Genomic DNA, 20,458 nt, shown 5'->3' with positions numbered 1-20,458 from the left:
TTGCGCGAATGGATGGCACGATGGGACGCGAGATCGACACCGTCGCAGTGCTCGGAGCGGGAAGCATGGGTCACGGAATCGCCGAGGTCTCGGCGATTGCGGGCTACGACGTCTTCCTCCGGGACATCGAGGAGTCGTACGTCGAGGACGGCTACGAGCAACTGAAGTGGAGCGTCGGGAAGCTGGCCGAGAAGGGCCAACTCGACGAGGACCCCGAGGACGTCCTCGAGCGCGTGCGGACGACGACGGACCTCGCCGAGGCCGTCGGGGACGCCGACCTCGTCGTCGAGGCCATCCCCGAGGACCTGGAGATGAAGCGCGGCCTCTTCGCGGACGTCGAGGCGGCGACCGACGAGGGGACGATTCTCGCCACGAACACCTCGAGCCTGCGCGTGACGGACATCGCGGCGGAGACGGACCACCCCGAGCGCCTCTGCGGGATGCACTTCTTCAACCCGCCGGTGAAGATGGACCTCGTCGAGGTCGTCTCCGGCGAGGAGACCGACGAGGAGGTCGTCGATACGGCCTACGCGTTCGTCGAGTCCCTCGACAAGACGCCGGTACTCGTCCGCAAGGACATCCCCGAGTTCGTCGTGAACAACGTCCTCGTGCCGTTCATGGAGGAGCCGGGCTGGATGCTCGACGCGGGCGACGCCGACGGCGTCCGGCAGGCCGACGCGGCGATGGTCTACCGGCGCGGCTACCCGATGGGCCCGTTCGAGCTCGCGGACTTCGGCGGCCTCGACATCTTCGTCCACACGCGCGACCAGTGGGACGAACCCGTCCCCGAGTGTTATCGCTCGCTCGTCGACGCCGACGACCTCGGGCGCAAGACCGGCGAGGGCTTCTACGACTACGAGGACGGCGCGGGCGTGAACTACGAGCCGGGTGACGGCGAGGGGTTCGACACGCTCCGCGTCGAGGCACGGATGGTCAACGAGGCGGCGCGGCTCGTCGGGCAGGGCGTCGCGGACCCCGAGGACATCGACATCGCCATGCGCCTCGGCGGCGGCCTCCCCGAGGGGACGTGTCGAACCGGCGATAAGCTCGGCCTCGACCGCGTGCTGGAGAAAGTCGAGTCGCTCTACGAGGAGACCGGCGCGGAACGCTACGAGCCCGCGGACTACCTCGTCGAACTCGTCGAGAACGGCCACACGGGCGAGGACGCCGGACGGGGCTTCTACGACTACGCGGACGGCGGCCCGTACCACTACATCGAGCACGAGATCGACGAGGACGGCGTCCTGCGCGTCGTCTTCGACCGCGAGGAGCGCCTGAACGCGCTCTCGGACGACATGCTGAACGAGATCGACCGGCTGCTCAAGCGCGTCGACACGGACGAGGTCACCTGTGTCACCTTCGAGGGGGCGGGCGACCGCGCGTTCAGCGCGGGCGCGGACATCACGGGCTTCACGACCGCGGACGCGACCGACCTGATGGCGGTTGAGGACGCCGTCGAGACCATCTACGACTTCGAGCGCCCGACGATAGCCAAGATCGACGGCCTCTGTCTCGGCGGCGGCTTCGAGATCACGATGGCCTGCGACATCCGCCTCGCCACGGAGAGCTCGCGCCTCGGGAGCCCCGAGATAAACCTCGGACTCATCCCCGGCGGCGGCGGCACGCAGCGTCTCGTGCGCCTCGTCGGCGAGGCGCGCACGAAGGAACTCGTCTTCCGGGGCGAGCAGATAAGCGCCGAGAAAGCCGTCGACTGGGGCATCCTGAACCGCGCCGTCCCCGAGGAGGAGTTCGAGGAGACCGTCGAGGCGTTCGTCTCCGACATCGCCGACGGCCCGCAGACAGCGCTGAAGGTCGCAAAGCAGGTCATCAACGAGGGGCAGGACGCGAGCCTGAAGACCGCCATCGCCATGGAGAGCCAGGCGTTCGGCCTGCTGTCGACGACGGACGACATGCTGGAGGGCGTCGAGGCGTTCACCCACGACCGGGACCCCGACTTCGAGTAGGGATTTCCGGCGGCTGGTGTTGAACACCTTAGATAACGTTTATTGTAGTGTGACCGGAACAGGTCGAACTGAATGGACGAAAGAGACCGACTGGAGAGCTACTACTTCCACGAGCAGGGGTTCGATACGCTCGCGGAGGCCCGCGAGTGGTTCGAGTGGGAGGTGCCGGAGACGTTCAACATCGCGCACTACGTCTGCGACCGGTGGGCGGAGGAGAAGAAGAACAGCGTCGCGCTCTACGTCGCCGAGGACGGCGAGGAGCGGACGTACACCTTCCGACAGCTCCGGGGGTACGCGAACCGCTTTGCGAACTACCTCGACGAGCGCGGCGTGGCGGCGGGCGACCGCGTCGCGGTGAACGGGACCCAGCGCCTCCAATCGCTCGTCGCGCACCTCGCGGCGTTCAAACTCGGCGCGGTCACGGTCCCGCTCAGCGTGCTCCTCGGGACGGACGGCCTCCGCTACCGGCTCGACGACTCGGACTCCGTGGCGTTCGTCGTCGACGAGGGGGCAATCGAGACGTTCCGGCCGATCCGCGACGACCTCGACTCGCTCTCCGTCGTCGTGACGAACGAGGGGTTCGACGAGGGCGACGAGACGTGCTTCTGGGACGCCATCGAGGGTCGAAGCACCGAGTTCGAGACGCGCGCGACCGACCCGGAGGACCCGGCCTGCATCATCTACACGAGCGGGACGACGGGCCAACCGAAGGGCGCGGTCCACGCCCACCGCCACCTGCTCGGGCTCCTCCCGCAGTTCGTCAGCCTCCAGGGCCACGAGACGGGCGACGACCAGGTCGTGCGGACCATCTCGGAGTGGTCGTGGATCATGTCGCTGAACCAGATGGTGCTCCCGCCGCTGTTCTACGGCATCCCGGTCGTCGGCCGCCCGGAGGGGAAGTTCGACGCCGAGGCGGAGTTCGAACTCGTCGAGCGCTTCGAGGTGACGCAGCTGAACCTCCCGCCGACGGCCGTCCGGATGATGATGCAGGTCGAGGACGCGGGCGAGCGCTACGACCTCACGAGCCTCCAGTCGTTCTCGACGGGCGGGGAGTCCGCCGGCGAGAGCATCATCGAGTGGGCGACGACGACCTTCGAGAACGCCGCGTTCATCGAGGGGTACGGCTCCACGGAGGTCGGCGGCCTCATCTCCGACGACCCCGGCTTCGGCATCGACCACCGCATCGACCACTTCGGCGTCCCCTCGGTCGGCCACGAGGTGGCGATTCTCGACCCCGACACGCGCGAGGAGATCACGGAGCCGGGCGAAATCGGCGAGCTCGCCGTGACGTACGATGGCGACCCGATGCTGTTCGTCGAGTACCTCGGGAAGCCGGAGGCGACCGCGGAGAAGGTCCAGGACGGCTGGCTGCTCTCGGAGGACCTCGTCTCGCGCGACGAGGACGGCTACTACCAGTTCCACGCCCGCGACAACGACCTCATCATCAGCTCCGGCTACCGCTTCGGCCCGGACGAGATCGAGGAGGCGCTCGTCACCCACGAGGCCGTCTCGGAGGCCGGCGTCATCGGCATCCCGCACGAGACGCGCGGCGAGATTCCGAAGGCCTTCATCGTCCTCGCGGACGGCTACGAGGCCTCCGAGGACCTCCGCGCCGACCTCCAGTCGCACGTCAAAGAGCGCCTGGCGAAGTACGAGTACCCGCGCGAACTGGAGTTCGTGCACACGCTCCCGCGGACGTCGACCGGAAAGATTCGGCGGACCGAGCTCCGCGAGGAGGAGGGCATCGAGGAGTCGTAGCGCGACGGCGACGGTACCGGACGACGGCGGCGAAAGAGCTTTGCTGGCGTTGTGCGTCGGTCCCGCCATGGAGCTCTTGGACGAGTCCCTCGTCCCGGCGGCGGTCCGCGAAGCCAAACGCGACGCGCGGGCGTTCGCCCGTGAGCACGTCGAACCGAACGCGGCCCGGCACTTCGCGGACGGGACGTACCCCGACAAGGTCGTCGAGGCGGCGGTCGAGGCTGACCTCGTCGGGGTCGAGATACCGGCGTCGTACGGCGGCCGGGGGGCGTCGCTCGCGGAGAGCCTCGCCATCACGGAGGAACTCTTCCGCGCGGACGCCGGCATCGGGATGGCGATCCGCGGGCGGAGTTTCGGGACGAACATCCTCGAACGCTACGGCACGGAGGCGCAAAAGGAGCGCTACCTGCCGGGAGTTCCGAGCGGCGAGTCGTTCACGGGGATGGCTATCTCCGAGCCCGAGACGGGGAGCGACCTCGCGGGAATGGAGACGCGGGCGGAGCGCGACGGCGACGAGTGGGTCATCGACGGCGAGAAGTACTGGATCGGGAACGGCATCGACGCCGACTGGGTCCTGACGTACGTGAAGACGGAGGATACCGACGACCGGCACGCGAACCACTCGCTCGTGGTCGTCCCGACGGATGCGCCGGGGTACGCGGCCGAGCACATCCCCGAAAAGATCGGGATGCGGGCCTCCCAGCAGGCCCACATCGTCTTCGACGACTGTCGCGTCCCGGCGGCGAACCTCGTCGGCGAGCGCGGCGAGGGGTTCCGGATGGTCGCGGAGTTCTTCGACCACGGCCGCATCTCGGCCGCGGGTCACGGACTCGGTATCGCCGCCGCGGCCATCGAGGAGGCGTGGGCGTTCGTCGAGGAGCGCGAGGAGTTCGGCCGGCCCGTCGGCGAGTTCCAGTCCGTCCAACACGACCTCGCGGACATGCGCACGGAGTTCGAGAGCGCGCGCGCCCTGACGTGGCGGGCGGCGGAGCGCGTCGAGACGAACGACTCGGCGAGCGACTGGAGCGCGATGGCGAAGACGAAGGCGACGGAGACAGCCGTCGAGTGCGCCGAGACCGGGATGCGCCTCCACGGCGGCCGCGGCGTCCTCGACGAGCGGCGTATCTCGCGGCTCTACCGGGACGCGCGCCTCCCGCTCATCTACGAGGGCGTCAACGAGGTCCAGCGCGACATCGTCTACAAGCGCTCGTAGCGCGCGCACGCCGCCCGGGTGGGAGGGGGGACGGTGACGGTGTCGTACCCGGGGCGTACACTTATCACGGTACCAGAAGACACGAGAACGTATGCCAGAGTTCAGCGGCCGGACGGCAATCGTGACCGGCGCGGCGAAGGGAATCGGGCGGGGGGTCGCGGAGACGATGGGGGAGTACGGCGCGGAACTCGTCCTCGCGGACGTCGACACGGAGACGCTCGACTCGACCGCGGCGGACCTCCGCGCGGCGGGGCACGCGGTCGAGGCCGTCGAGTGCGACGTGACCGCGCAGGCGGAGGCCGCGGCGATGGTCGAGACCGCGTTGGACCGGTTCGGAAGCGTGGACGTCCTCGTCAACAACGCCGGCGTCGCCACCGGGGGGTCCATCGAGGACCTCTCGCTCGACGAGTGGCGACGAATCGTCGACGTCAACCTCACGGGCGCGTTCGTCTGCACGAGCGAGGCCATCCCGCCGATGGTCGAGCAGGGCGACGGGCGTATCGTGAACATATCGTCGATGGCAGGCCGGGGAATCAGTCACAACGGCGCGGCGAACTACACGGCCTCGAAGTGGGGGTTGATCGGATTGACGAAGCACACGGCGTTCGACCTCGGACCGAAGGGTGTCCGGGCGAACGCCGTCTGCCCGTCGGCGACGCTGACGCCGTTGGCCGAGCGCACGACGACCGAGGCGGAGCGCGAGGCGTTCACCGAGGACGTCCCGCTGGGCCGGTGGGCGCGCCCGGAGGACCAGGCGGAGGCGGCGGCGTTTCTCGCCTCGGACGAGGCCGAGTACATCACGGGGACGGTCCTCGAAGTCGACGGCGGCGGCCAACTCCGCTCGAAGCGCGAGAACGAGTGAGCGCCGGTCGTTTCCGGTTCGTGTGCGCGTCGGGCTACGCTACTGTTCGATCAGCTCGACGCTGTACCCCTCGGGGTCGGTGACGAAGGCGGCGCGCGTCTCGTCGTCGATGGCGAACGGTCCCTGCTCGATTTCGGCGTTCCACTCCTCGGTCGCCGTCTCGACGGTCGCATCGAGGTCGGAGACACCCACGGAGAGGTGGTTGATGCCCGCGGGCTCGACGGGCGCGTCGACCTCACAGAACTGTATCTCGGCGGCGCTCTCGCCGCCGACGCAGTAGTTGTACGTCCCCTCGACGGTGAACTCGCGGGTGAAGTCGAGACCGAGGGCGTCCTCGTAGAAGCCGCTCGTCGTCTCGATGTCCGTGACGTCGACCGCGACGTGGAGCACGTCCATACGGCGTCTGCGGCGACCGGCCACAAGAGCGTTTCGCTGGTCGTGAACGTACCGCACGACAGTGGGGAGAGCGCGGCGTGCACCCGACGCCGGAGGGGCGGCGTCGCCGGGGTCCGACCCAACGACCCGAAAACACGATTATCGTTCGTCCGAGATAGTGAGTCGATGACCGACACCTCGATGACCGTGTTGGAGAAGCACGCCGCCGAACCCGGGATGCGTCTGGCCGAGCGACCGGTACCGACACCGGGGGCCGACGAGGTCCGAATCGCCGTCCGGTCCGTCGGCATCGACGGCGGCGTCGAGGCCCCGTTCTACCGCTGGGACGACTACTACCACCGCTACGAGCCACACCTCCCGCAGGTGTTCGGCCACGAGTTCGCGGGCGTCGTGGACGCCGTCGGGTCCGACGTCGTCGACTGGGCGGGCGGCGAGCGCGTCGCCGTCGAACCTCGCTACTCCTGCGGGCGCTGTCGGAACTGCCGCGAGGGCCGACAGAACCTCTGTACGGAGGAACCCGGCTTCTCGCCGCACGGCCGGAAGGCGGTGGGTATCGACGTCGACACGCCGGGCGCGCTCGCCGAGTACGTCGTCGTCCCCGCCCGGAACCTCTACGAGCTCCCCGCGGGCGTCACGTTCGACGAGGGGGTCTTCCTCGAACTGCTCGCCATCGGCGTCCACGCCATCGAGGCGTCGGCGTTCGAGGTGGGCGACCGCGTGGCGATCACGGGGCCGGGCTCGGCGGGACTGAGCGCGCTCCTCGCCGCCCGCGAGGCCGGCGCGAGCGAAATCGTGATCGTCGGTGCCGACGCCGACGAGGGGACGCGGCTCCCCATCGCCGCCGAGATGGGCGCGACGGCGACGCGGAACGCGAGCGAGGGGGCGCTCAACCGTCCCGTCGACGTGTTCGTGGAGGCTTCGGGCCACGAGTCCGCGCTCCGGCTCGCGGAGGCGAGCACCCGTCCGGGCGGCGAAATCGCGCAGGTCGGCGTCTTCCACGACGAGCGCGTCCCCGTCGGGCTCACGGGACTGCTCAACGAGGAGGTGTCGATCGAGACGGTGAACGGCCGCCGACAGTCGGACTGGCGGCGGACGCTCGCGCTGGCCGCGGACCTCGACCTCTCGCGCGTCGTCGGCCCCGCCTTCGACATGGCCGACTACGAGGCGGGGTTCGCGGCCGAGGCCGAGCGCGCGGGCGTCAAGGTCGTCCTCAATCCCTGAACGGGTTCTTGGGGTCCAGCCCGAAGGGACCGTAGAGGTTCGCGTCCGAGTCCGGGTCGGGCGCGTCGAGGTCGGTCCGCTCGACGACGTTCGGCGCGACATCGCGGTCGAGGGCGTCGACGTCGGGCGCGTCGACCTCGACCATGTTCCCGCTCGGGTCGCGGACGTACAACTGGAGGGTCCCGATTTCCGGCAGGGCGTAGACCGGCGGGTCGCCGTCCGCCCAGTCGCCGTCCTCCGTGACGCCGAGGTCGTCGAAGGTGGCGTCCGGGTGGGCCGCGACCGCCTCGTACACCGCCTCGACGTCGTCGACGTGGACGCCGAAGTGGTGGAACGCCGGTGCCTCCGCCTCGGTCTCCACGAGGTGTAACTGGAGACCGCCACAGGCGAGCCACTGCACGGGGAGGTCCCAGTCGGGCGTCGGGATGCGCCCCATCCCGAAGGCGTCGCCGTAGAAGGCGACGGACTCGTCGAGGTCGTCGACGGCGAGCGTGACGTGCGTGTACGTTGCGGTGGGCATGGCGGTACCACTCCCCAATACGTCATAAACGTTGGTGTGGGACTCGGCCGTCGCGGGGTCGAACGGAGCGCGTGGCGGGCCCTCAGAACCCGTAGTCGCGCTGTTCGTGCTGGACGCTCATCCACTTCGTCTGCGTGAACTCGTGGACGACCTCGTCGGCGTTGAACCGGCCGATGCCGGAGGCACCGACGCCGCCGAAGGGCATGTGGGGCTCCTCGTTGATCGGCTGGTCGTTGACGTGAATCATCCCCGTCTCGACGCGCTTTGCGATTTCGCGCCCGCGGCCGGTGTCGCCCGCGTAGACGCTCCCGGAGAGGCCGTAGTCGGTGTCGTTGGCGATTTCGACCGCCTCGTCGATGTCGCTCGCGCGGATGACGGGCGCGATGGGGCCGAAGTGTTCGTTGCACGCCGCCGCCATGTCGTTCGTGACGCCGGAGAGCACGGTCGGCTCGACGACGAGGGAGTCCTCGATGCCGTCGAGTTCGTGGACGCCGCCGCCGGCTTCGAGCGTCGCGCCCGCGTCGAGCGTGTCCTCGATGAAGCCGAGCACCGTCTCGCGCTGGCGCTCGTTGACGATGGGACCGACGATGGTCTCGGGGTCGTGGGCGCTCCCCGTGGGGACGTGCTCGGCCATCCCGGCGAGCTTCTCGACGTACTCGTCGTAGACGTCGTCGACGACCACGTGGCGGTTGATGGAGATACATATCTGCCCGGAGTGGATGAAGGAGCCGAACGCACCGGCCTCGACGGCGTCGTCGACGTCCGCGTCCGCGGCGACGATGTGCGCGTTGTTCCCGCCGAGCTCCATCGCGGGGAGCGCGAGGTTCCGCCCCGCGGTGGCCGCGACCTCGCGGCCGACTTCGGTGCTCCCCGTGAACGCGACGACGTCCGCGGCCGGGTGGCCCGCCATCCGGTCGCCGATGGCGGAGCCGCGTCCCGTGACGACGTTCAGAACGCCGTCGGGGAGGTCGGTCTCCGCGAACAGCGCCGCGACGAGCAGGCCGCCCGTGACCGGCGTCTCGGAGGCCGGCTTGAGCACGACGCTGTTCCCGGTGGCGATGGCGGGCGCGACCGCGCGCATCGTGAGCACGAGCGGGAAGTTCCACGGCGTGATGACGGAGACGACCCCCTCGGGTTTTCGCTCGACGATGTTCTCCTTCGCGGGGATGTTCGAGTCGGCGTGCTCGCCCTTCATCCGCGACGGGAACGTCGCGGCCTCACCCATCGAGGCGACCGTGTTCTGCGTCTCGATGTTCGCCTTCGCGGCCGAGGACCCGCCCTCGGCAGTGAGGAGGCCGACGACGTCGTCGAACGACTCCTCGAGGGCGTCCATCGCGTCGAGGACGATACGCTGTCGCTGGCCGGGGCTCGTCGCCTCCCACTCGGGCTGAGCGGCGACCGCCGCCTCGTACGCCGCGTCGACGTCCGCCTCCGTCGACGCCGGGACGTCGAAGCGGTGCTCCCGCGTCGATGGGTCCTCGACGGCGAGCGTCTCGCCGCTCTCGCTCGCCGTCCACTCGCCCCCGATGTACTGTCGTGACCACTCCCGCTCCGCGATGTCTCGGTCCATGCCGACGGCGATACGGCCAGCACGAGTATATAGGTTCGTGTCAACGAAGACCACGCGTACGGAGTCGGCGAGTCGGCCGACCACACCCGACACAGCGTGGCTTCCGGAGACAGTTCGGACAGACAGATATATTTTGAATACATATACGGAATCGTATTGTTCTGAGAAAATCTCTGATAGATGCCGAACGTAGTCCAAATCTCGAACGCAAAAGTCGACGGCGAGAGTGAATTTTATCCCCATTTAGAACCCGTATTGGCATAGTACACAAATATAATCCATCCGTTCGTCGAATTTATCGTGTCGACAGTCTCGGGCCGACGATATTCACACGGTCCGATAGTCAATAAGTTATTTTGATACATTCTAGATATAGTATATTACCTGTCTTTTTTCCCTGGTGGCGGCGGCGGGCGTCGAGAGGGGCGAGTCGAGGGCGACGCCGGACCCGAACCCGCGAGTGACGCGTATCGGTCAGCCCGTGCCCCGGCGACTGACGCGCGTCCGACGCCGACCGGGTGCTTAAGTCCCCGAACGTCGAAAGCGGGGTGAATGGAGACCCGCGGACACCTCGGTGTCGTGTTGACGGTGATCGCCAGCGCGGGAATCGTGCTCCTCGGGGCGGACCTGGTCGCGCCGACGCCGACGGTCGGCGCGGCGCTCGCCGGCTGTCTCGCGCTCGGGGCGTGTTGCGCGCCGCTCCCGAACGCGCTCGAATCGCTCACGGGGACGCGACGGCGGGGCTACCCCCACAGCGTCCTCGCGCCCGTCGCGTTCGCGCCGGTGTGCTACCTGCTCGTCCTCGGCGCGGGCACGCAGGTCCGGACGGTCGTCGGGTCGATGGCCGGGACGGCGACCTGGGGAGCAATCGCGCTCGGCGTCGCCGGGACCGTCGGCGGCTCGTGGCTCGTCCACATCGCCGTCGACGGCGGCGCGCGGGGCGACGGCCGATTCGTCCTCCGGCCGTTCGCGCCCGTCTCGGACCGCGCCGTCGCCGCCGGGCTCTACCGGAGCGACTCCCCCGTCGTCAACGCGAGCGCGTTGCTGGTCGGTCTCCTCACGACCGCGAACCTCGCCGTCGTCTTCTGCCTGCGCGCGCTCCTCGGCTGACGCGGCTCGCGTCGCGTGCGAGTCGGGAGAGTAATACCGTCCCCGGCGATACCTGCGGACGATGGGAACGTCACCGGACCTCCTCGCCGCGGTGAAAATCGACCTCGTGCGGCTGCTCGGCGCGTGGCTCGACCTCGCCTTCGACCGGCCGGCGGACGAGTACGCGGCCCGCGGGTGGCGACCCGACGGCGCGGCGACGCGGGTCGCCTTCTGGTGTTGGTACGCCCTCGGTGCGGTACTGGTCGCCGCGAGCTACCCCTTCGTCCTCCTCGGGTTCTGGGTCAGGTACGTCGCGCACCAACTCGACCGCATCGCCGCCGGGCTCGGCGTCCTCGTGGTCGTCGGCGTCGTCGCGCTCGTCTGGGGTGGGCTGACCGCGCTCGCGTGGGACCGCCTCCCGACCGCGGGGTTCCGCGCCGTCCTCGCCGCGAGCGTCGTCGCCACGGTCTCCGTCGGCTGCTGCTGGGCGTTCGCGCGCCACCGCTCGCGCGCCCTCACGCTCCTCCTCGCCTACCCCTTCGGCGTCGCCGCCGTCTTCCTCCCGCCCGTGACGGCCGCGCTCTTCTCGCCGACGCTCGGGAACGTCGTCCTCCCGGGGAGTACGTCGCTGGCCGCGTGGCTCCTCGACAACGTTCTCGGCGTCGCGGGACTCGCCGCGACCATCAGGGCGCGCTTCGACCTCGCCGGCTTCGCGTTCGTCGGCATGTGGTTCGGCTTCGCCATCCCGATTGGATGGGCGCTCGGCCTCCTCGTCACCGTCGCCGACGCCGTCCGGCCACAGGAACGCGGCCCGCGGCCGCGACGATAGGCGGCGCGGAGGACCGACGGTCGTTCGCTACTCGCTCCCGTCGTCCGCCACCGCCTCCGCGTCCTGAATCAGCGGGACGTCGTCGGCGGTGCCGGCGTCGGCAGCGTCGGCGTCGGCAGCGTCGGCGTCGGCAGCGTCGGCATCGGCGGCATCGGCGTCGGCTGCGTCTCCACCGTCTCCACCGTCGCCCTCGTCGCCCGCTTCCGAAGGGGCGGCGTCCGTCGCGGAGTCGTGGTCACGCGACTCGACCGCGTCGCTATCGGACGCGCGTCCACCCTCGCGGGCCGCCTGGGTGTCGAGCGCGCGCTGCTGCAGGGCGTCGATACGCGGGACGTCCGTGACGTTCGAGAAGATGACGACGGCCTCGAGGGTCGAGGAGCGCGGGCGCGGGTCGTCGCCCGCGAGGATTTCGACGGTGTCCGCCTCCGCCTCCAGCCACTGGCGCGCGCTCTCGAAGCCGCGCCGCGAGAGCTCGCTCGGGGGTCCCGAGAGGACGACGAGCGCGCGCTCCGCGCTCGATACCTCGCAGGGGACGGTGAGGCGGGTGTTCGCGGCGCGCTGGACGAGCGACTTCACCTTCGCGGCGTCCGTCGCCTCGTCGCCGTCGTCGCCGCCCCGGCTGAACCAGGCCACGAGACGCGCGAAGAGGCCGCGCTCGTCCGGCTCGACGTCCGTCGAGGCGTACCCGACGGAGGCGATTCCGCCGGGTTCGAGCGTGCGGATGAGGTCGCTCGAGTCCATCGCGTTCTCCGCGACGGCGTCCGAGTCGAGTTCGCCCGCGGCGAACAGCGTGGCGACGCGCGTCGCCAGCGCGCGGATTTCCGGGTCGTCGTCGCTCTCGGGGTCGCCCGGCCACGTCTCGCGGTCGAAGGCGAGCGTGCTGTCGGCCGTCGGGACGACGGAGCGAAGCGCGCGGGCGGCGTTCAGCGCCGCCACGCCGCCGTCGTCGTCGGCCGGGAGCGCGCCGAGGACGTAGAGCGGTTCGTCGTAGAGGCCCTGTAGCTCCTCCACGAGCACCGCCCCGGCACCGCTCCCGGTCGCGCTCCCGAGGTCCGCGACGACGAGCACGCCGTCGGACTCGTGGATGGCGAGCGAGTCGAGCGCGCGCCGGAACTCGGGGAGGTCGGTCCCCGCGACGTCCGCGGCGAGTTCGAGGTCGCCCTCGACGCCCTCCGCGGTGACGTCCTCGTGGGTGTCGCCGAGGAGGACGCGCTGGTCCTCGGGGACGGCGTCGAACCCGTCGGCGGGCGTCCGAGCGATGTCGCAGACGAGGGCGTTCCCGCGGGTGAACGCCCGCCCGGTGTCCGCCTCGACTTCGAGGATTCGGTCGACCATCCGACTCCCGACCGCGCCGACGCCGACGAGTGCGAGCTTCATCGACTAGACGACGGGGTCGAGGTCGTTGTTGTCGTCCGTGATGAGGTCGTTGATCTGCTCCTCGCGCACGGCCTCCTGTTCGGCGATCTTCTGTTGGGCGTCGACCGCCTGGTTCTGAATCTGGTCGATGCGCGGCGCTTCCGTGACGTTCGAGAGGAGGACCGCGGCGGAGAGGCGCGGCGAGTTCTCGCGGGGGTCGTCGCCCACGAGCACCTCGACGGTGTCCGCCTCCTGTTCGAGCCACTGGCGCGCGCTCTCGATGCCCTTCCGGGAGAACTCGCTCGGCGGCCCGGAGATGACGGCGAGCGCGCGGTCGGCGCTTGACACCTCGCCGGGGAGGGTCAGCCGGGAGTTGACGGCGCGCCGGACGAGCCCCTTTATCTTCGTCGCCTGGCTCCCGTCGTCGCGGTTGACGCGCTGGGAGTCCGAACTCCACCGATCGAGGAGGCCCTCGGAGGTCTCCTCGACCTGCGTCGCGGCGTAGCCGATGGAGGAGACGCCGCCCGTGTCGAGCGTGCGGATGATGTCGCTGGAGTCCATCGCGTTCTCGGCGACGTCCGAGTCGTCCGTCTCACCGGCCGCGAGGAGGGTGACGAGGCGCGCCGCGAGCTCGCGGTTCATCTGCTCGTACCCCTCCTCGATGGTCTGCTCGCGGGCCCGCCACGCGTCGTTGTCGAACCCGATGAAGTTGTCCACCTTCGAGACGAACGACTGGAGCGAGCGCGCGGCGTTCAGCGCCGGGCGGCCGCCCTCGTACTCGCCGGGGAGGACGCCGAGGGCGTACACCGGCTCGTCGTACATCTCCTGAAGGGCGTCGATGACGACGGGGCCGCCGCCGCTTCCTGAGCCGCCGCCGAGGCCGGCGACGACGAGGATGGCGTCCACCGTGTGAATCTCGACGTCGTCGAACGCGCGGCGAATCTCGTCGAGGTCCGCCTTCGCCACCTCGGCGCCGATCTCGACGTCGCCGCCGACGCCGTGGCCCTTCGCCTTCTGGTTCGTGTCGCCGATGAGGACGCGGCGCTCCTCGGGGATGTAGTCCGGCTTCGCCAGGTCCGTGCGCGCCGTGTTGATGGCGTGTACGTGTCGGCAGAGGTTCCGGTCGGTTCGGGACTCGAACTCGAGCATCCGGTCCACGATCTTGCTCCCGGCGTTCCCGACGCCGATGGTAGCGAGCTTCATAGCTGTCGTGTTACTCGGACTCGTCTCGAACGGATAAATCCGCCGTGTGTTTCGGTGACGCGACGGGTCGAGTCGGGGACGCGACGCCGGTCACCAGCGCCGGAGGACGCGCTCGCGTCGCCGGTGTTTCCCCCGCGAGATGTAGAAGACGACGGCGGCGAACGCCATCAGCGCGAAACTCGCGGTGACGATTATCGCCCCGGCGAGCGCGTTCCCGCCGCCGACGACCCGCACGCCGGTAGCGACGGCGAGCGGCGCGCCGAGGAACTCGCGGAGGAAGACGGTCGCGCCGATGCAGAGCCCGAGACAGCCGACGACGAGCAACAGCAGGGAGTACGAGCCGCTGCGCATCAGCGCACGCCTCCCACGCCCGACGGCCCCGACCGCGGGGCGGCCCATCGCCGACACATCGTGCGTTTCTGACGCGGGGGGTCGGCATAACGCTCCCGGTCGCTCAGACGTCGGCCGCGCGTTCGAGGGCGGCCGCGGTCGCCGTCGGCGCGGCGAGGAACGGCGAGTGGTCGGCGTCGACGGTCTCGACGCGCTCGGCCGGCGTCGCCTCGCGCATCGCGCGCTGGTGGGCGAGCGGAATCGTCGCGTCCGCCGTGCACTCGACGTACGCGCGGGGGACGCGGCCAAAGCCATCCGCGGTGAGCGAGACGCCGGTCGAGATGGGGGCCATGGGCTCCGGGCGGACGAGCGAGTGCGCGAGCGCGCGCTCGGCCGGGTCGCACTCCCCGTAGAACACGTCGTCAAGCGCCTCCTCGGGGACGGAGCCGAGCCCGCGCTCCTCGTCGACGACGAAGTTCCCGTCGAGCGCGGTGTCGGGCGCGCGCAGGTCGAGCATCGAGTCCCCGTCAGTCGGGAGGTAGGCCGTGAGGTAGATCGTCGCGGCGAGCGCGTTCGGGCGGCGCTCGGCCGCGCCCGCGGCGACGACCCCGGACATGCTGTGCCCGACGAGCACCGGGTCGCCCGCGGCGGCGTCGACGGCCTCGCAGGCCGCCTCGACGTAGTCGGCGAGCGAGATGTCGCCCGGCGGCGTCGTGTCGACCCCGTGTGCCGGGAGGTCGAACGTCTCGACGGTGTGGCCGCGTGCTTCGAGTTCGGCCCGGACCCGATACCAACACCACGCGCCGTGGTACGCCCCGTGGAGGAGAACGAACGTCGTCACGCCGTGACCGTCGCGGCCGGCCACCTTCAAACGCGGGGCCCGAAGGAGGTGAACACGGCCGGCTGACCACCCTTGAAGGCCGCGGGCCGAGAAGGCCACGTATGGCCATCGAGATGCCCCGCATCGGGCTCGGGACGTACACGGACGACGACCAGGAGGGACGCTACGACGCCGTCAAGACCGCCCTCGACGTCGGCTATCGCCACGTCGACACCGCGCAGGTCTACGAGAACGAGGAGTACGTCGGGCGCGGCATCGCGGACTCGCCGGTCGAGCGCGACGACGTCTTCCTCGCGACAAAGACCGTCCACAACACCGTCCCCGAATCCACCGACCTCGTCCGGGACGCCATCGAGGGCTGTCTGGAGCGCCTCGGCGTCGACAGCGTCGACCTCTGCTACGTCCACTGGCCGGTCGGCGTCTACGAGGCCGAACCCGTCCTCACGACCTATCAGGAGGCCTACGACGACGGCCTGATCGACAACATCGGCGTCTCGAACTTCACCCCCGAGCATCTGGAAGAGGCCCGCGAAATCCTCGACGCCCCCATCGCCGCCCACCAGTTCGAGATGCACCCCCTCCTCCCGCAGGAGGAACTCCGCGCGGACGCCCGCGAACACGACTACTGGGCGGTCGCGTACTCCCCGCTCGCGCAGGGGGCGGTCGCGGACGTCGACCCCGTCGTCGACGCCGCCGAGGCCCACGACGCGAGCCCGTATCAGGTGGCGCTCGCGTGGCTCCTCTCGAAGGAGAACGTCGCGGCCGTCCCGCGCGCGACCGGCCGCGACCACATCGCGGACAACTTCGCCGCCCGTGACCTCGAACTGAGCGACGACGAACTCGCCGCCATCGACGCCGTCGAGGAGCGCGAGCGCTGCATCGACTTCGACTGGGCGCCCTGGAACTAGGGACGAGCGCGGCGTCGCGGTGAGCGCGGTACAGCGACGAGCGCCCACGAGAGCGCGGCGTCGCGTCGGCCGCGCCGCGACCGGACGCGCGGCCGCGGCGAAGCGAAGCTTTATCGACCGCGTCGGCGGAACACGCCGACGTGCGGTCCCGCCAACGCCCGTCCGTCCTCACCCGTCTCCGAACCGGGTTCGCCGCGCGCTTCGGCGTCGACCGACGCGGACTCGCAGCCTTCCGAATCGCGCTCGGCGCGCTCCTCTGTCTCGACCTGCTCCTGCGCGCACGGAACCTCCGGGCGTTCTACACGGACGCCGGCGTCCTCCCCCGCGGGACCCTCCACGCCCTCTACCCGGCGCTGTCGCGCCTCTCGCTCCACGCGCTCTCCGGGGCGCTGTGGGTCGAAGTCGTCCTGTTCGCGCTCGCCGCCGCGTTCGCCCTCGCGGTGCTCCTCGGCTACCACACCCGCCTCGCGCTCCTCTGCTCGGTCGTCCTCCTCGTCTCCCTGCACGCGCGCAACCCCCTCGTATTGAACGGCGGCGACTCGCTCCTCCGCCGCCTGGCGTTCTGGGGGCTCCTCCTGCCGCTCGGCTCGCGCTGGTCGCTCGACGCCCTCGCTCGCGCCCGCGAACGGGCCCGCGACGCCCCGCTCGGCCCGACGCGCGTCGCCACGGCGGCGTCCGCGGCGCTCCTCCTCCAGGTCGTCCTCGTCTACGTCGTCACGGCGCTGTTCAAACACCAGGGGACGCTCTGGGGGCGCGGGCTCGCCGTCCGCTACGTCTTCGACCTCCGGGAGTTCACGGTGTTCTTCGGCCCCGTCCTCGCCGGCCACGCCCTCCCGCTCACCGCCGCGAACTACGCGTGGCTCGCGCTCCTCACCTGCGCGCCGCTCCTCGTCCTCACGACGGGGCGCGTTCGTGCCGCGCTCGTCGGCGCGTTCGCCCTCGCGCACCTCGGTCTGCTCTGCACCGTCGGCGTCGGAATCTTCCCGCTCGTCGACCTCGTCGCGCTCCTCCCCTTCCTCCCGTCGGTCGTCTGGGACGCGGGGGAGCGCCGCCTCGACGGGTCGCGGCTCGCAGAGGGTGTGAACGGAGTCGCGGCGCGCCTCCCGACGCCCCGGGACGTCACGCCGTCACTCCCCGCGGGGGCGGCGCGCGTCGCGGGCCGGGGGCTCGCCGTGGTCGTCTGCGTCCTCCTCGTCGCCATGTGCGCGTGGAACGCCGCGTCGCTCGGCTACGCCGACCTCGGAGGCGGAGAAGGCGTCGACCCGGCGCAGTACGGCTGGAACATGTTCGCGCCCGACCCCGTCACGACCGAGGTGTGGTACGTCGCGCCCGCCGAGACGGCGAGCGGCGAGCGCGTCGACGCGGTCACGGGCGGGGCGGTGTCGTGGGCCCCGCCGCCGTCGTTCGAGCGCCAGTACCCGACGGCGCGCTGGCGAAAGCTCCTCAGAAACGCGCACAAACGCGACCTCGTCGGCGTCCAGCGGGCGTACGCCGGCCACCTCTGTGCGCGCTGGAACGCGACACACGCGGACGACCTGGAACGTGTGTCGGTCGCCGTCGCCGTCCAGGAGGCGCGCCTTGAGGAGCCCGAGCCCGTGGCGCACGACGTCCGGTGGGCGGGGAGGTGTGCGGCCGCGCGCGGCGCGTCGGAGAGTGGCCGGTGAGGAAGCGGTGACGACGCGTTACTGCCCGTAGTCGAGACCCGCGTCGTTCGCGGCGTCGCGGAGGATGTCCGCACAGCGGTTCCAGTACTCGGGCGTGTGGCCGGCGTTGTGGGGCGTGACGAGGCAGTTCGAGAGCCCCCAGAGCGGGTGGTCGGCGGGGAGGGGTTCGGGGTCGGTGACGTCGAGGGCGGCGCTCCCGATGTCGTTGCCGCGCAGCGCCGCGACGAGCGCGTCCGTGTCGACGACGGGGCCGCGCGCGACGTTGACGACCATCGCGTCCGTCGGGAGCGTGAGGAAGACCTCCTCGTCGACGAGACCCTCGGTGGTGTCGGTCAGCGGGCAGGCGAGCACGAGGTAGTCGCTGCGCGCGACGGCGTCGAGCAGCGCCGTCTCCTCGAAGCCGATGACGTCGTCGGCGTTCCCACCCTTCTCGGGGGTGTAGCGGACGCCGATGGTCTCGACGTCGAACGCGCCGAAGCGGTCGATGATCGTCTCGCCGATGGGGCCCATCCCGACGACGGTCGCCGTCGACCCCGCGAGCTCGCCGCCCTGGTAGTGGTTCCACTCCCCGCGCTCGTTCTGCGTCCACCCCTGCCGGAGGTTCCGCACGTCCGCGAGGACGTACCCCAGCACCTGTTCGGCGATGTTCGGGCCGTGCACGCCGGAGGCGTTGGCGACCGTGACGCCCGCGTCCTCCAGGGCGTCGAGCGGGAGGTGGTCCGTGCCGGCGAACGTGCAGACGAAGAGGTCGAGGCTGTCGGAGGCCGCGACCGTCTCGGGGTCTATCCGGAAGCCCGTGGCGACCGTCGCCTCCATCAGCAGTTCGCGCTCCTCGCTCGGCGTGCGCGCGAGCGCGACCTCCGCTTCGGGGAGGCGCTCGCGGATCGCGTCGGCGTAATCCACCGGGTCGAGGCCGTGTATCTTCTGCCGGAGGACGACGACGTCCGTCATCGTCCCGCCCCCGTGGCCGTCGGTCGTCGCGCGCTCCGCCGCCGCGCCGTCGTGTCAGCCGTCGCTACCATGCGTATCGGCGCTGTTCTGTCGCGCACCCCTAAAACACGCCGATGCGCGGGCGCGACCTCAGCCCTCGAGGACGTGGACGTTCCCCATCATGCCCGCGGGGAGGTGGGGGATGCAGTAGTAGTGGTACCAGCCGGGGGTCTCGAAGCGGTGCTCGTAGCGCTCGCCGGGCGGGACGACGCCGCCGCCGTTGACCTCGTCGATGAACGACCGCGTCGCGGCGACCTCGCCGTCGAACGACCCCGAGGCGAAGAAGTCGGCCCCGGCCGGGAGGCGCGGGTCGTGTGAGTGCGCGGCGTCGCCGCTGACGCCGAGGAGTTCCTCGACGCGGTCGTGGTCGTACGTCGCGGCCGTCACGGTGTGGTTGCGCGCGCCCGTGTTCTCCCAGACGACGGTGTCGCCCGCGACGACCTCGACGGTCGGGAGGTCGCGGGGGACCCAACTCGGTGCGTCGTCGGGGACGCTCGCCGTCGAGCGCGGGACGTACGCGTCCGAGGTCATCGCCACGTCGTAGTCGCCCCCGGTGCCGCCGAGACAGCCGGCCGTCGCCGCGCCGAGCGCGACCGCCGCGCCGCGTGCGAGGAACGCGCGCCGATCCATGCCAGAGCGTTGGGGCGACGACGGACTAATACTCCCCGGTCCGGGCCGGCGGGGCGGTCAAGGGACGGGGGCCGGACGCACGCCGACCGGCCCGACGGCGGAGGCGAGCGACCCGTGCCGCCCCCGGCGCGCTCGCGGCGGCGAACCTGACAGGCATATATACGCGCGTGTCCCTACGGCCGACCATGGAAACGTCGACGTCGGGACGCTCGCTCGCCGCGCTCCCGCGGCGCGTCGGGGGCTTCTTCGTCCGCCACGCCCGCGGGTTCGCCGCGCTCACGCTCGTCGTCACCTCCCTCCTCGTCCTCCTCGGCGAGTACACCGCCGCCGCGGGTGCCGGCGCGACCTGCAACAACACCTACCCGGGGTGCGCCGGGCAGTTCTCGCCCGTCGGCCTCTCGATTCCGCAGTTCATCGAGTGGTTCCACCGCCTCGTCGCCATGAGCGTCGGCTACGTCATCGTCGGGAACGCCGTCCTCCTCTGGTGGGCGCATCGCGGCACGCGCGTCTCCCGCAGCGCGTGGCTCGCCGCGCTCCTCCTCCCCGTGCAGGTCGCCTTCGGCGCGCTCACCGTCACCGTCGCCGGCCTCGTCCCCGGCGGCTACGCGCCCCCGACCCAGCTCGTCCACCTGACGACCGCGCTCGCCATCTTCGTCGCGCTCGTCGCCGCGCTCGTCTGGGTCGACGCCGAGCGCGGCCGCGGCGCGACCGCATCCCGCTTCCGCTACGCCGCCGTCGGCGGCCTCGCCCTCCCCGTCCTCCAGGCCGTCTTCGCCCGCGACCTCCTCTTCACCTTCTGGCCGAGCGTCCAGACCGCCTACCACCTCTTCGGTCTCGTCGGCCTCGCCGTCCTGCTCGCCCTCGTCCTCTGGGCGCTCGACGCCGGCGAAGCCGGAATCGCCGCCTACGGCGCGCTCGGCGCGTGCGCGACGCTCGCCAACACCTACCTCGTCGCCGGCCTCTTCCTCGTCACCGCGCGCGTCGAGGCCGTGACGTACGTCCTGCTCGTCGTGCAGTTCTGCGCGTTCGTGCTGCTCGCGCGCGCCGCGAAAAACGTGAGCGCGAGCGCCGGCGGCGGCCGCGCGACGCGTCGGCGCGCGTAGGACCGAAGCGA

At 70.7% G+C, this 20,458-nt stretch carries 19 protein-coding genes; 10 read left to right on the top strand and 9 right to left on the bottom strand.

What is annotated here, in order from left to right:
* Nucleotides 1-20 precede the first annotated feature (20 nt).
* The 4 genes from IEX84_RS03775 to IEX84_RS03760 all read left to right on the top strand — a co-directional run bounded on the left by IEX84_RS03775 (nt 21) and on the right by IEX84_RS03760 (nt 5,797).
* A complete protein-coding gene (locus IEX84_RS03775; protein ID WP_188869990.1) occupies nt 21-1,964 on the top strand; it encodes a 3-hydroxyacyl-CoA dehydrogenase/enoyl-CoA hydratase family protein in 1,944 nt (647 codons plus the stop codon).
* Between the two features lie 72 nt (nt 1,965-2,036).
* The gene (locus IEX84_RS03770; protein WP_188869988.1) at nt 2,037-3,722 is read left to right on the top strand and encodes an acyl-CoA synthetase; all 1,686 of its coding nucleotides are present in this window, start codon (nt 2,037-2,039) and stop codon (nt 3,720-3,722) included.
* Between the two features lie 67 nt (nt 3,723-3,789).
* The gene (locus IEX84_RS03765) at nt 3,790-4,935 is read left to right on the top strand and encodes an acyl-CoA dehydrogenase family protein (RefSeq protein ID WP_188869986.1); all 1,146 of its coding nucleotides are present in this window, start codon (nt 3,790-3,792) and stop codon (nt 4,933-4,935) included.
* 91 nt (nt 4,936-5,026) lie between these two features.
* Nucleotides 5,027-5,797 (top strand): SDR family NAD(P)-dependent oxidoreductase, encoded by a 771-nt coding sequence (locus IEX84_RS03760; protein WP_188869984.1) that lies wholly within the window; start codon nt 5,027-5,029, stop codon nt 5,795-5,797.
* Between the two features lie 39 nt (nt 5,798-5,836).
* Here the strand turns inward: IEX84_RS03760 and IEX84_RS03755 are convergent, their stop codons facing one another.
* Entirely contained in the window at nt 5,837-6,193 is a 357-nt protein-coding gene (locus tag IEX84_RS03755) for a VOC family protein (protein WP_188869982.1), read from the bottom strand.
* A gap of 165 nt (nt 6,194-6,358) precedes the next feature.
* Here IEX84_RS03755 and IEX84_RS03750 point away from each other — a divergent pair, with 165 nt between their 5' ends.
* Nucleotides 6,359-7,414: a zinc-dependent alcohol dehydrogenase gene (locus IEX84_RS03750; protein WP_209590349.1), complete on the top strand. Its 1,056-nt coding sequence runs from the start codon at nt 6,359-6,361 to the stop codon at nt 7,412-7,414.
* Here the strand turns inward: IEX84_RS03750 and IEX84_RS03745 are convergent.
* Nucleotides 7,404-7,934: a VOC family protein gene (locus tag IEX84_RS03745; RefSeq protein ID WP_188869979.1), complete on the bottom strand. Its 531-nt coding sequence runs from the start codon at nt 7,932-7,934 to the stop codon at nt 7,404-7,406. The genes IEX84_RS03750 and IEX84_RS03745 overlap by 11 nt on opposite strands.
* 82 nt (nt 7,935-8,016) lie before the next feature.
* Complete coding sequence (locus tag IEX84_RS03740; RefSeq protein WP_188869977.1) at nt 8,017-9,504, bottom strand: aldehyde dehydrogenase family protein; 1,488 nt, start codon at nt 9,502-9,504, stop codon at nt 8,017-8,019.
* Nucleotides 9,505-10,056: 552 nt separating this feature from the next.
* Here IEX84_RS03740 and IEX84_RS03735 point away from each other — a divergent pair.
* The gene (locus IEX84_RS03735; protein ID WP_188869975.1) at nt 10,057-10,614 is read left to right on the top strand and encodes a hypothetical protein; all 558 of its coding nucleotides are present in this window, start codon (nt 10,057-10,059) and stop codon (nt 10,612-10,614) included.
* A gap of 61 nt (nt 10,615-10,675) precedes the next feature.
* A complete protein-coding gene (locus tag IEX84_RS03730; RefSeq protein ID WP_188869973.1) occupies nt 10,676-11,422 on the top strand; it encodes a hypothetical protein in 747 nt (248 codons plus the stop codon).
* Nucleotides 11,423-11,449: 27 nt separating this feature from the next.
* On the opposite strand, the gene IEX84_RS03725 is transcribed toward IEX84_RS03730, so the two are convergent.
* The 4 genes from IEX84_RS03725 to IEX84_RS03710 all read right to left on the bottom strand — a co-directional run bounded on the left by IEX84_RS03725 (nt 11,450) and on the right by IEX84_RS03710 (nt 15,152).
* Nucleotides 11,450-12,799, bottom strand: a complete 1,350-nt coding sequence (locus tag IEX84_RS03725) for a tubulin/FtsZ family protein (RefSeq protein WP_188869971.1) — start codon at nt 12,797-12,799, stop codon at nt 11,450-11,452.
* 3 nt (nt 12,800-12,802) lie between these two features.
* Complete coding sequence (locus tag IEX84_RS03720) at nt 12,803-13,981, bottom strand: tubulin/FtsZ family protein (protein WP_188869968.1); 1,179 nt, start codon at nt 13,979-13,981, stop codon at nt 12,803-12,805.
* Between the two features lie 90 nt (nt 13,982-14,071).
* The gene (locus IEX84_RS03715) at nt 14,072-14,332 is read right to left on the bottom strand and encodes a hypothetical protein (protein ID WP_188869967.1); all 261 of its coding nucleotides are present in this window, start codon (nt 14,330-14,332) and stop codon (nt 14,072-14,074) included.
* A 103-nt stretch (nt 14,333-14,435) separates the two neighbouring features.
* Nucleotides 14,436-15,152, bottom strand: coding sequence for an alpha/beta fold hydrolase (locus tag IEX84_RS03710; RefSeq protein WP_188869964.1), 717 nt, complete (start codon nt 15,150-15,152; stop codon nt 14,436-14,438).
* Between the two features lie 101 nt (nt 15,153-15,253).
* Between IEX84_RS03710 and IEX84_RS03705 the strand changes: the two genes are divergently transcribed.
* Both IEX84_RS03705 and IEX84_RS03700 read left to right on the top strand, forming a co-directional pair.
* Complete coding sequence (locus IEX84_RS03705) at nt 15,254-16,060, top strand: aldo/keto reductase (RefSeq protein ID WP_188869962.1); 807 nt, start codon at nt 15,254-15,256, stop codon at nt 16,058-16,060.
* 140 nt (nt 16,061-16,200) lie between these two features.
* The gene (locus IEX84_RS03700; RefSeq protein WP_188869960.1) at nt 16,201-17,724 is read left to right on the top strand and encodes an HTTM domain-containing protein; all 1,524 of its coding nucleotides are present in this window, start codon (nt 16,201-16,203) and stop codon (nt 17,722-17,724) included.
* Nucleotides 17,725-17,742: 18 nt separating this feature from the next.
* Here the strand turns inward: IEX84_RS03700 and IEX84_RS03695 are convergent, their stop codons facing one another.
* Nucleotides 17,743-18,675, bottom strand: coding sequence for a D-2-hydroxyacid dehydrogenase (locus IEX84_RS03695; RefSeq protein WP_188869958.1), 933 nt, complete (start codon nt 18,673-18,675; stop codon nt 17,743-17,745).
* Between the two features lie 129 nt (nt 18,676-18,804).
* Nucleotides 18,805-19,344, bottom strand: coding sequence for a cupredoxin domain-containing protein (locus IEX84_RS03690; RefSeq protein ID WP_188869956.1), 540 nt, complete (start codon nt 19,342-19,344; stop codon nt 18,805-18,807).
* 185 nt (nt 19,345-19,529) lie between these two features.
* Here IEX84_RS03690 and IEX84_RS03685 point away from each other — a divergent pair, with 185 nt between their 5' ends.
* Entirely contained in the window at nt 19,530-20,447 is a 918-nt protein-coding gene (locus tag IEX84_RS03685; RefSeq protein WP_188869954.1) for a COX15/CtaA family protein, read from the top strand.
* The last annotated feature ends 11 nt before the right edge of the window (nt 20,448-20,458 follow it).

This window comes from Halarchaeum rubridurum (assembly GCF_014647115.1).
Taxonomy (GTDB): domain Archaea; phylum Halobacteriota; class Halobacteria; order Halobacteriales; family Halobacteriaceae; genus Halarchaeum; species Halarchaeum rubridurum.
The sequence above is the reverse complement of the archived record's forward strand: the minus strand, read 5'-3'. Positions and strand labels throughout refer to the sequence as shown.

Excerpts from the sequence above, each read along its gene's own strand:
- IEX84_RS03775 (WP_188869990.1), top strand. The coding sequence starts at position 21 with ATGGGACGCGAGATCGACACCGTCGCAGTGCTCGGAGCGGGAAGCATG.
- IEX84_RS03770 (WP_188869988.1), top strand. The coding sequence starts at position 2,037 with ATGGACGAAAGAGACCGACTGGAGAGCTACTACTTCCACGAGCAGGGG.
- IEX84_RS03765 (WP_188869986.1), top strand. The coding sequence starts at position 3,790 with ATGGAGCTCTTGGACGAGTCCCTCGTCCCGGCGGCGGTCCGCGAAGCC.
- IEX84_RS03760 (WP_188869984.1), top strand. The coding sequence starts at position 5,027 with ATGCCAGAGTTCAGCGGCCGGACGGCAATCGTGACCGGCGCGGCGAAG.
- IEX84_RS03755 (WP_188869982.1), bottom strand. The coding sequence starts at position 6,193 with ATGGACGTGCTCCACGTCGCGGTCGACGTCACGGACATCGAGACGACG.
- IEX84_RS03750 (WP_209590349.1), top strand. The coding sequence starts at position 6,359 with ATGACCGACACCTCGATGACCGTGTTGGAGAAGCACGCCGCCGAACCC.
- IEX84_RS03745 (WP_188869979.1), bottom strand. The coding sequence starts at position 7,934 with ATGCCCACCGCAACGTACACGCACGTCACGCTCGCCGTCGACGACCTC.
- IEX84_RS03740 (WP_188869977.1), bottom strand. The coding sequence starts at position 9,504 with ATGGACCGAGACATCGCGGAGCGGGAGTGGTCACGACAGTACATCGGG.
- IEX84_RS03735 (WP_188869975.1), top strand. The coding sequence starts at position 10,057 with ATGGAGACCCGCGGACACCTCGGTGTCGTGTTGACGGTGATCGCCAGC.
- IEX84_RS03730 (WP_188869973.1), top strand. The coding sequence starts at position 10,676 with ATGGGAACGTCACCGGACCTCCTCGCCGCGGTGAAAATCGACCTCGTG.
- IEX84_RS03725 (WP_188869971.1), bottom strand. The coding sequence starts at position 12,799 with ATGAAGCTCGCACTCGTCGGCGTCGGCGCGGTCGGGAGTCGGATGGTC.
- IEX84_RS03720 (WP_188869968.1), bottom strand. The coding sequence starts at position 13,981 with ATGAAGCTCGCTACCATCGGCGTCGGGAACGCCGGGAGCAAGATCGTG.
- IEX84_RS03715 (WP_188869967.1), bottom strand. The coding sequence starts at position 14,332 with ATGCGCAGCGGCTCGTACTCCCTGCTGTTGCTCGTCGTCGGCTGTCTC.
- IEX84_RS03705 (WP_188869962.1), top strand. The coding sequence starts at position 15,254 with ATGGCCATCGAGATGCCCCGCATCGGGCTCGGGACGTACACGGACGAC.
- IEX84_RS03695 (WP_188869958.1), bottom strand. The coding sequence starts at position 18,675 with ATGACGGACGTCGTCGTCCTCCGGCAGAAGATACACGGCCTCGACCCG.
- IEX84_RS03690 (WP_188869956.1), bottom strand. The coding sequence starts at position 19,344 with ATGGATCGGCGCGCGTTCCTCGCACGCGGCGCGGCGGTCGCGCTCGGC.
- IEX84_RS03685 (WP_188869954.1), top strand. The coding sequence starts at position 19,530 with ATGGAAACGTCGACGTCGGGACGCTCGCTCGCCGCGCTCCCGCGGCGC.